The sequence below is a fragment of the Variovorax sp. J31P207 genome (assembly GCF_030316965.1).
GTDB classification, from domain to species: Bacteria; Pseudomonadota; Gammaproteobacteria; order Burkholderiales; family Burkholderiaceae_C; genus Variovorax; species Variovorax ginsengisoli_B.
In genome coordinates, this window is sequence record NZ_JASZYN010000008.1 from 313,191 (window position 1) to 321,924 (window position 8,734).

Genomic DNA, 8,734 nt, shown 5'->3' on the forward strand with positions numbered 1-8,734 from the left:
GTACTGGCCGCTGAACCGCATCCGACACGAGCCCAGGCCGAGGTCCTACAGTCACCGGTGCACCGTGAGTGGACAGTGCGTCACGGCGCCCATTGCGAGCCTTCTGGATGTCGCCCATGTCGGCGCCACGCGCATGGCGAGTTGATGCGCACCTTATTTGAGGAGTTTTTGCAGTGAAGACGACGTTGCGAGCACTCACCGAGATCAGGCTTCGCCGCTCAGAAGAAGTGTTCCAGGGCTGCGAGCCTGAAGGGGGATGCGATCACTTGTGGATCCCCGACAACCGCGCCAACAGGGAAAGGCTCGTCCGGGCCGTGGAGCTTGGCAATCGCCTGCATGGCCCGGCCACGCATTGGATCGAAAAGCGCCAGGCCTGAGGCGAATCCACCGGTCAATCCGCCCGAAGATTTTTCCTGCTGGCGGCGAGCCGCCTGCGTTGTCGCTGGATGGAGCGCTTCGCGGCGGCGTTGGCGATGAAGAGAATCGCGAGCACGATGACCTGCCGCGCGAAGGCGGCTGTCGCCCGCTGGCGCAATCGTTGCGCTCTTTCCAGGGCCAAGGCCGTGGCCTCCGCTTCCAGCGGCCCGGTCGAGGCCAATGCGCGGTTCTCCACGATCGACGTCCCGGCTTCGGCCACTTCGGCCGCCATTTCGGTGGCCTGCTGCGCCTTGACACCGGCCAGCGATCCGTGCGAGTCGGCGTAGACCTTCGTGAACTCGGCACCCAGGAGAAAGATCTGGGCCGCGTAGTAGACCCAGGCCACCAGCACCACCAGCGAACCGGCCGCGGCGAAGGATTCCCGGACGCCGCTCTTGCCGAGATACATCCCGATCGCGAACTTGCCGAGCTCGAACAGGATCGCGGTCACCGCGGCCCCGATCCACACATCGCGCCAGGCAATGGGCGCGGTGGGCATGAGCTTGAAGATCATGGCGAAGAGGATGGCGATGATCACGACGGAGATCGCCTCGTTGAGAACCTGCAGCACGGCCTCCCAGCCCGGCAGCAGGCCGCCGAACCATCCATCGAAGGCAGCCAGGCCGGCGCTCACCATCAACGAGACCATCAGCAGGAAGGCCAGCCCCAGGATGAGGCCGAACGACAGCAGGCGGGCGCGCAGCACCGACCAGACGCCCGAGGGCTTGTCTTTTTCCGGAACGTGCCAGATGCGGTCCAGCGCGCTCTGGAGTTCCGCGAAGACGGTGGTGGCGCCGACCAGCAGGACGATCGCGCTGATGATGCCGGCGACCCGGCCTCGCTCGGGATCCGCGACGCTGCGCAGGAGTGCTTCCACGGCCGTCGCGCCCTCCTGGCCGACCAGCCCCGCGACCTGGGCCACGATCTGCGCCTGGGCAGCGTCGCGCCCGAACAGGGCGCCTGCGATGGCGATGACGATCACCAGCAGGGGGGCCAGCGAGAAGATCGTGTAGTAGGAGATCGCGGCGCCCATGCTCGGCGCATAGTCATCGGCCCAGGCGCCCACGGCCTTGCGGCAAAGCGCGAACAGTTGTTTCCAATTCATGACGCGGCCCGCTGGAGTTCGATGACGCACTGTCAGGCGAACCGAAGCCGTTCTGAGGTCGGCAATGCTGCGACTTGGGGTAGGCGGCCTTCCCGTGAGGGGCGTCGCGTAGTGCGTACTGCTGCGGAATCACCCGCGCATCTTCCCCGCTGCCCTGGCCCGCGAGGCCGCCGAGCACTCGGCAAGACCGGCTCGCCTTCGTGCTCGCCCAGATCCGTCAATACCCCCGCGACGGCTCGATGATGTTGTCCGGCAGTTCGCCAGCCGCGACGCGCAGGATATTGGCTGCAATCTGTTTGGCCGAGGAAGACGGGATCGCCACGGATGCGAGGTGCGGGGTGATCAGCACGTTGGGCATCTGCCATAGCGCGTCTTCGGCAGGCAGGGGTTCGCGCTCGAAGACATCCAGCGTCGCGGCGCCGATGTGGCCGCTCTGCAGCAGCGCCGTCAACGCGGCCTGGTCCACCAGGGCGCCCCGGGCGACGTTGATGAAGGCAGCGCCGGGCCGCATTTTTACGAGGCGTTCGCGATCGAAGATGTGCTTCGTCTGCGGCGTGAGCGGCAGCATCAGGACGACGATGTCGGCCTGGCCGATCACGGCATCGAGCGTCTCCATGCCGGCCGAACATTCCACGCCGTCGATCTGCGCCAGGCTGCGCGACCAACCCAGCGTCCTGAAGCCCTGGCGCTGGATCTCGTGCGCTGCCTTGGCGCCCAGTTGCCCCAGTCCCAGCACCGCGACCGTGATGTCCTCCGGCGAACGCGGGTGGCGGTAGACCCACTGGCCCGCGCGCTGGGCCTGCTCGAAGTGCGGTATATCCCGAGCATGCCGGAGTACGGCGAACAGCACATAGCCGGCCATCATCCGCGCCATCTGCGGATCGGTGATGCGGGTGATGGGGATTTTCGGCGGGAGGTCGTCGCGTCCCACCAGCGAGTCGACGCCGGCCCCCAGGTTGATGATCAGCCGCAGCTTCGTCATCCGTTCGAAGATGCCCTGCGGGGGCTTCCAGACCATGGCGTAGTCGATCTCTTCCGGCCGCTCGGCGTGGCTGGCATGAACCACCCGGAGTGCCGGAAGCTGCGCCTGGAGCGCCTGCTTCCAGGTTAGGAAATCGTCGAAGTCGCTGTAGAAGGCGAGGGTGCCGACAGTCATGTTCAGGCAGCCTGCGGGTTCTTTCGCACCAGGCGCGCGACGGCCTCGATGGCGAGTTCGTAGCCGTCGCCGCCGAGTCCCGCGATGACGCCGTGCGCCGCCTTCGATATGTAGGAGTGGTGCCGGAAGGGCTCGCGCTTCCAGATGTTGCTCATGTGGGCCTCGATGATCTTGCCGGGGAAGGAGAGCAAGGCATCCAGGATGGGGATGGAGGTGTAGGTCAGGCCGGCCGCGTTGATGACGATGCCGTCGGCGACGCCGCGCGCTTCCTGGATCCAGTCGATCAGCTGTCCTTCATGGTTCGACTGCAGGAAACGCAGGCTGACCTGCAGCGAGGCCGCCTTCTGCTCGCAGCGCGACTGCAGCACGGGGAAGCTGTCGGTGCCGTAGTTCTTGTTGGCATCGAGGCCGTAGAGGTTGGCGTTGGGGCCGTTCAGGAACCAGACGGTGATGGAAGCAGTCGAGGCGTAGTTCATGGGTCTTCAAGCTTCGTGGGGTCGGGTGGCCTGCATGGCGGGCAGGTTCTGGAAGGCTTCGTTCCAACGGGCGGCGTTGCCGCATTGCGCGCGCCAGTCCAGCTCGGGAAAGCGGAAGTCCAGGTATCCCAAGGCGCAGCCGATGGTGATCTCGCCGATGGTGGGCTTGTCGGGGCTCAACCCGGATGCGATGGCTTCGATGGCTTCGAGGCAGGCCGTGACCTTGGTCAACAGGGCCTCGCGCCAGGTGGGCCACTGGAATTCGGGGGGACGCGCGGTCAGCTCGTAGCGCGCCAGCAGCGCGGCGTCGAGCAGGCCATCGCCCAGCGCCTGGCGGCTGAGCGCCGTCCATCGATCGGCGCCGGACGCGGGAAATATCGTCTGCGTGTCCGCCTGGCTGGCCAGGTATTCGCAGATCACCCGGCTGTCATAGAGGGCCTGGCCGTCTTGCAGGATCAGGGTCGGCACCTTGGCGAGCGGGTTGTGGGCCGCGATGCGCGGATCGCGTCGAACCGGATGGGCGGCGCTGTCCAAGCGCTCGATCTCGTCGGCCTGTCCGGTCAGATGCGCACACACCATGACCTTTCGCACGAAGGGCGATGTCGGAGCAAAGAGGAGCTTCATCATCAGGGCACCAGCACCAGTTTGCCGAACACCTTGCCGCTTTCCAGCATGGCATGCGATGCCGCGGCCTCCGCGACCGGAAAGGTGGTGTGGATGCGCGGCGCGATCCGCCGGCTTTTCAGGAGCGGCATCACATGATGGGCCAGGCGCTGGGCCATGCGGGACTTCTCGCAGTGACTCTGCGGACGCATGGTGGAGGAGTGCAGGCTCAGCTGGCGCTGCATCAAGGTCAGCAGTTCGATGTTGACCGCCGAGCCCTGCATGAACGACAGGCTGACATGCCGTCCGCCGAAAGCCATGGCTTGCAGATTGCGGCGCACATAGTCGCCGCCGACGATGTCGAGCACCACGTCCACCCCGCGCCCCGCGGTGTAGTCCAGGCAGGCCTGCGTGAAGTCGGTGGTCGGCCAGCAGATCGCCAGATCGGCGCCCAGGGCCTTCAGTTCGGGGAACCGGCTTTCATCGTTGTCGGTCACGATGACCGTGCAGCCGGCCGCATGGGCTATCTGGATCGCCAGCGTGCCGATGCCGCCCGCGGCGCCGTGGATCAGAACCGTCTCGCCCATCGCCAGGCGTCCGAGCTCGAACAGGTTGTGCCAGACCGTGAAGAGTCCTTCGGGCAAGGCCGCGGCCTCGACGTCCGACAGCGGGGCCGGCACCACGAAGGAATGATCGACCGATGCCGTGCACCACGGCGCATAGCCGCCGCCGGGCACCAGGCTCATCAAGCGCTGGCCCACCAGCGCGCTGTCTACACCCGGGCCGCAGGCGACCACTTCGCCGCACACCTCGAGGCCGAGCACGTCGGTGATGCCGGGCGCGGGCTTGGCGATGCCCTGGCGCTGCATGATGTCGGGCCGGTTGATGCCGGCGGCGAGCACGCGCAGCAGGACTTCGCCGGCGCCGGGCACGGGCATGGGGCGCTCGGCCAGCACCAGCACGCTGGCGTCGCCGGGCTCCCGGGCGACGATGGCTTGCATGGAACCTGGAAGGGAGCTTCTGATATCGGTCATGGGTTTGCCTGGCCTGTTTACTTGCGGGAGCTGAAGACGCTGATGCCTTCATCGAGAAGCGCCAGCCCGGCGACCGAGCCGACGGGCCAGTGCTGCATCGCGGCGAGGCCGGCACTGCGCACCGTGACGACCTGCCGGGCCGTCATCGGGACATCCACATCGACGTAGGTATTGATGTGATCGCCCTGGAAGACATGGTGGATCACGGTGCCGCTCAGCACCGATCCGGCGTGCAGGCCTTCCAGCTGGATGTGTTCCGGGCGGACGTAGACGTCCAGCCTCTCGCCTTCGTGCGATGCGTCGACCAGTCGGGCATGCGGAAGGCTGAGATAGCCGGAGCCCAGGCGCAGCTGGATCTCGTGGGCGGTCTTGCCGTGGTAGTGGGCCGGCAGGATGTTCACGTCGCCGAGAAAGGACGCCACGAACGGGTCCTGCGGACTGCGGTACAGGTCGGCCGGCGATGCGATCTGGCGGATGACGCCGGCCGACATCACGGCGATGCGGTCCGACATCGCCAGCGCCTCGCCCTGATCGTGGGTGACGAAGACGGTCGTCAGGCCCAGGCGGCGCTGGATCTCGCGGATCTCGACCTGCATCGAGCCGCGCAAGCTCTTGTCCAGGGCCGAGAAGGGCTCGTCGAGCAGCAGCACCTTGGGCTGGATGATCAGTGCGCGCGCCAGCGCCACGCGCTGCTGCTGGCCGCCGGAGAGTTCGCGCGGCTTGCGGTGGCCCAGGCCCGTGAGCTTGACCATGGCCATCGCCTCCTTGACGCGCTGGGCCACTTCGTCCTTGGACACGCCCCGCATGCGCAGGCCATAGCCGATGTTGCGCTCCACGGTCATGTGCGGAAAGAGCGCGTAGTTCTGGAACACGATGCCGATCTGCCGCTTGTGCGGCGGATCGCTGGTCACCGGCTGGCCCTCGATGAAGATCTCGCCGCTGTCGGCCTCGGCAAAGCCCGCGATCAGGTTGAGCAGCGTCGTCTTGCCGCAGCCCGACGGACCCAGCAGGGTGAGGAACTCGCCCCGCTTGATCTTCAGCGAGACCTCGTGCAGCACGGTCTGGTCGTGGTACTTCTTGACCACGCCTTCCAGGCTGACGGCCGTGTCGGCCTGCGGATGCGAAAGGCTGGGCTGCGCTGCAGGGTCGGAGTGGACTACTTTCATGCCCGAACGATAAGGCATGGGTACGCGACCGGGTCTTTGCCGAAATTGATGCGGACCCTCGGAAAAACGAAAGGCCTCGACGGCCGCGGCGCACGGGCCTGTGCGAGGGCCTCTGTCGAGAGTCTTGCAGGCAGCGCTTTGCTTTTTCCTAAGTCCTGAATCCGAAAAACGTGATTCTCAAAAGCGGTGTGCTTCTTCAGACTCGCCTGCATCGATGACTGGTGTCTCCAGGTTGCCTGGCGACTTGCATCAGTGGCGATCTTCTTTAGGAAACACACATGTCAGTGGAAAAAATCAATACCTTGGTCGTCGGCGCTGGGCAGGCAGGCATTGCCATGAGCGAGCATCTTTCGCTCATGGGTGTGCCGCATCTGGTGCTGGAGCGCAATCGGATCGCTGAACGCTGGCGCTCGGAGCGTTGGGATTCCCTGGTCGCGAATGGCCCCGCCTGGCACGACCGTTTTCCTGGACTGAAGTTCGAGGGTGTTTCGCCGGAGTCCTTTCCGCCCAAGGAGCGCATGGCGCAGTATTTCGAGGACTACGCCGCCATGCTGAAGGCGCCGGTGCGTACCGGTGTCGAGGTCAGGCAGGTCGAGCGCAACGTGGGTCGCCCGGGCTTCAAGGTAACGACCTCCGAGGGCGTCATCGAAGCGAGCAATGTCGTTTCCGCCACCGGTCCTTTCCAGATTCCGGCCTATCCGAAGATCGTTCCCGAAACCGATGCGGTGCAGCAGCTGCACTCCTCGACCTACAAGAACCCGGGCCAGTTGCGGGAAGGCGCCGTGCTGGTGGTGGGTGCGGGTGCCTCCGGCTCGCAGATCGCCGAGGAGCTGCGCAAGGCCGGCAAGACGGTCTACCTCTCGGTGGGCGAGCACTACCGGCCGCCGCGCTCCTATCGGGGCCGCGACTACTGCTGGTGGCTGGGTGCGCTGGGCCTGTGGGACGAGGTCAAGATCAAGCCCAAGAAGCAGCACGTCGCCTTCGCGGTCAGCGGCTACGAGGGCGGCAAGACGGTCGACTTCCGTCGCCTTGCGCACATGGGCGTCACGCTGGTCGGCTTGACCAAGACCTACAAGGACGGCGTCATCGAATTCGAGGAAGGCCTGGCGAGGAACGTCGCGGAGGGCGACCAGGCGTACTTCGACGTGCTGCGCGAAGCCGATGCCTACATCGAGCAGAACGGCCTGCCCTTTGCGCCGGAGCCCGACGCCTGGGAGCTGCTGCCGGACCCGGACTGCCTCAAGGAACCCATCATGAGCCTGGACCTCGCGAAGGCTGGCATCACGACGATTCTCTGGGCCACCGGATTCACGTTCGACTACAGCTGGCTGAAGGTCAATGCCTTCGACGAAAAGGGCGCGCCGTTCCACAAGCGGGGCATCTCGGCCGAGAGCGGCATCTACTTCCTGGGATTGCCGAACCTGGTCAACCGTGCGTCGTCCTTCATCTACGGCGTGTGGCACGACGCGAAGTACATCGCCGACCATATCGTGATCCAGGACGCCTACATGTCGTACGGCAAGACCTGAACCCGGATGGACGAGATCACCTGCGTCGAAGACCTGCGCCGCCTGGCGAGGAAACGCGTGCCCCGGATGTTCTACGACTACGTCGATGGCGGCTCGTGGACCGAATACACCTACCGTGCCAACGAAGAGGATTTCGGCAAGATCGAGTTTCGCCAGCGCGTGGCGGTGGACATCACCGAGCGCAGCACCGCCAGCACCATGGTGGGCCAGCCGGTCAGCATGCCGGTGGCGATCGCGCCCACGGGTCTCACCGGCATGCAGCATGCCGATGGCGAGATCCTGGCGGCGCGCGCGGCACAGAAGTTCGGCATACCTTTCACCTTGTCGACCATGAGCATCTGCCCGATCGAGGCGGTGGCCGAGGCGACCGGCCGCCATCCGTTCTGGTTCCAGCTCTATGTGCTGCGCGACCGGACTTTCGTCGAAGGCCTGATCGAGCGGGCCGGCAACGCGAACTGTTCCGCGCTCGTGGTCACCATGGACCTGCAGGTCTTCGGCCAGCGGCACAAGGACAAGAAGAACGGCCTGTCGACGCCCCCTCGGCCGACCCTGCGCAACCTGCTGAACCTGGCGAGCAAGCCGCGCTGGTGCTGGAACATGCTGGGCACCCGGCATCGCCAGTTCGGCAACATCGTCGGCCACGCGAAGGGCGTGGACAACATCGGCTCGCTGGTGGAGTGGACCCGCGAGCAGTTCGATCCCCGCCTGTCGTGGCAAGACATCGAATGGATCAAGAAGCGCTGGGGCGGCAAGCTGATCGTCAAGGGCATCCAGGAGCCCGAGGATGCGCGGCTGGCGATCGACAGCGGGGCCGATGCGATCGTGGTGTCCAACCACGGCGGGCGGCAGCTGGACGGCGCCTCGTCGTCGATCTCCACCCTGCCGCGCATCGTGGAGGCCGTCGGCCACCGGGTGGAGGTGCACATGGATGGCGGCATCCGCTCGGGGCAGGACGTGCTGAAGGCGATCGCGCTCGGGGCGCGCGGCACCTACATCGGCCGCGCCATGATGTACGGCTTGGGCGCCCTCGGAGAAAAAGGCGTCAGCACCGCCTTGCACCTGATCCAGAACGAACTCGATCTCTCCATGGCCTTCTGCGGCAAGACGGATGTCCGCGGGGTCGACCGCGGAATCCTGCGCATGTAGGGCCTGTTCACCCTACTTCCGGGGTCGCGTTGTCGAGCAAAGGGGCTGGATGCAAGGCGCCCGCGCGCAGCAAGGCGTGCGCCGTTCAAGCGCGGGCAAAGC

Annotated in this window: 9 protein-coding genes; 3 read left to right on the top strand and 6 right to left on the bottom strand. The window is 65.9% G+C overall.

The features are described from left to right. Window positions 1–173 precede the first annotated feature (173 nt). On the top strand, window positions 174–377 hold the full coding sequence (locus QTI68_RS26960; RefSeq protein WP_286526062.1) for a hypothetical protein: 204 nt from the start codon (window positions 174–176) through the stop codon (window positions 375–377). Between the two features lie 14 nt (window positions 378–391). Here the strand turns inward: QTI68_RS26960 and QTI68_RS26965 are convergent, their stop codons facing one another. The 6 genes from QTI68_RS26965 to QTI68_RS26990 form a co-directional block, all read right to left on the bottom strand. Continuing rightward, a complete protein-coding gene (locus QTI68_RS26965; protein ID WP_286526064.1) occupies window positions 392–1,522 on the bottom strand; it encodes a YihY/virulence factor BrkB family protein in 1,131 nt (376 codons plus the stop codon). A gap of 217 nt (window positions 1,523–1,739) precedes the next feature. Further along, the gene (locus QTI68_RS26970; protein WP_286526065.1) at window positions 1,740–2,678 is read right to left on the bottom strand and encodes a 2-hydroxyacid dehydrogenase; all 939 of its coding nucleotides are present in this window, start codon (window positions 2,676–2,678) and stop codon (window positions 1,740–1,742) included. A 2-nt stretch (window positions 2,679–2,680) separates the two neighbouring features. Next, window positions 2,681–3,154, bottom strand: coding sequence for a type II 3-dehydroquinate dehydratase (locus QTI68_RS26975; RefSeq protein WP_286526066.1), 474 nt, complete (start codon window positions 3,152–3,154; stop codon window positions 2,681–2,683). Between the two features lie 6 nt (window positions 3,155–3,160). After that, the gene (locus QTI68_RS26980) at window positions 3,161–3,778 is read right to left on the bottom strand and encodes a glutathione S-transferase (protein ID WP_503011743.1); all 618 of its coding nucleotides are present in this window, start codon (window positions 3,776–3,778) and stop codon (window positions 3,161–3,163) included. A gap of 2 nt (window positions 3,779–3,780) precedes the next feature. Further along, the gene (locus tag QTI68_RS26985) at window positions 3,781–4,758 is read right to left on the bottom strand and encodes an NAD(P)H-quinone oxidoreductase (RefSeq protein ID WP_286526070.1); all 978 of its coding nucleotides are present in this window, start codon (window positions 4,756–4,758) and stop codon (window positions 3,781–3,783) included. Between the two features lie 50 nt (window positions 4,759–4,808). Then, window positions 4,809–5,957, bottom strand: a complete 1,149-nt coding sequence (locus tag QTI68_RS26990) for an ABC transporter ATP-binding protein (RefSeq protein ID WP_286526072.1) — start codon at window positions 5,955–5,957, stop codon at window positions 4,809–4,811. Between the two features lie 278 nt (window positions 5,958–6,235). Here QTI68_RS26990 and QTI68_RS26995 point away from each other — a divergent pair, with 278 nt between their 5' ends. Together QTI68_RS26995 and QTI68_RS27000 are read left to right on the top strand one after the other, a co-directional pair. Beyond that, entirely contained in the window at window positions 6,236–7,486 is a 1,251-nt protein-coding gene (locus QTI68_RS26995; protein ID WP_286526074.1) for a flavin-containing monooxygenase, read from the top strand. 6 nt (window positions 7,487–7,492) lie between these two features. Then, entirely contained in the window at window positions 7,493–8,632 is a 1,140-nt protein-coding gene (locus QTI68_RS27000; protein WP_286526076.1) for an alpha-hydroxy acid oxidase, read from the top strand. The last annotated feature ends 102 nt before the right edge of the window (window positions 8,633–8,734 follow it).

Excerpts from the sequence above, each read along its gene's own strand:
- QTI68_RS26970 (WP_286526065.1), bottom strand. The coding sequence starts at position 2,678 with ATGACTGTCGGCACCCTCGCCTTCTACAGCGACTTCGACGATTTCCTA.
- QTI68_RS26980 (WP_503011743.1), bottom strand. The coding sequence starts at position 3,778 with ATGAAGCTCCTCTTTGCTCCGACATCGCCCTTCGTGCGAAAGGTCATG.
- QTI68_RS26995 (WP_286526074.1), top strand. The coding sequence starts at position 6,236 with ATGTCAGTGGAAAAAATCAATACCTTGGTCGTCGGCGCTGGGCAGGCA.
- QTI68_RS26990 (WP_286526072.1), bottom strand. The coding sequence starts at position 5,957 with ATGAAAGTAGTCCACTCCGACCCTGCAGCGCAGCCCAGCCTTTCGCAT.
- QTI68_RS27000 (WP_286526076.1), top strand. The coding sequence starts at position 7,493 with ATGGACGAGATCACCTGCGTCGAAGACCTGCGCCGCCTGGCGAGGAAA.
- QTI68_RS26965 (WP_286526064.1), bottom strand. The coding sequence starts at position 1,522 with ATGAATTGGAAACAACTGTTCGCGCTTTGCCGCAAGGCCGTGGGCGCC.
- QTI68_RS26975 (WP_286526066.1), bottom strand. The coding sequence starts at position 3,154 with ATGAACTACGCCTCGACTGCTTCCATCACCGTCTGGTTCCTGAACGGC.
- QTI68_RS26985 (WP_286526070.1), bottom strand. The coding sequence starts at position 4,758 with ATGCAAGCCATCGTCGCCCGGGAGCCCGGCGACGCCAGCGTGCTGGTG.